Source organism: Bacillus sp. FG16 (assembly GCF_057809515.1).
Window position 1 is genome coordinate 1 of the sequence record NZ_JBMDKC010000363.1, and the last position, 385, is coordinate 385.

A 385-nucleotide genomic window follows, 5' to 3' on the forward strand; every position below is an offset into this window, starting at 1 on the left:
TACCCAATGATAAATGTCGCTTCACGCTTATACGGTAAGATGTAACAGTGTCCTAATAATCCTGGTTCCAGTCCTAGCTGCACTGCTTGCATCACAGCACCCATAAGGGAATGTACATTGCATTCAAGAAGCTTTGGCGTTGTACGAATGGTTGTGAGGGCGATTCGACTCATACGATCTATGCTCATATGTTTTGGTAATACTTCCGCAAACCGTGGAGCCATTTTTCTCATGTATCCTTCCACCAGCTGTTCAGGAGTAGCTGGTGAGTTTTCATTCTGATTCGATAACTGATTTTTTAACTGTTCGTTTGTCGCCATATGTAACCCGCTCCCTATTTTTTATTTCACTAAAAATTTTCTTGATATAGTTTCATTTACATATT

Annotated in this window: 1 protein-coding gene; it reads right to left on the reverse strand. The window is 40.0% G+C overall.

All coding sequences use genetic code 11. From position 1 onward, the window contains the following. On the reverse strand, positions 1 to 320 hold a 320-nt coding region (locus ACODS7_RS32750), incomplete at its 3' end, for a recombinase RecT (protein ID WP_488828735.1). Positions 321 to 385: the final 65 nt, after the last annotated feature.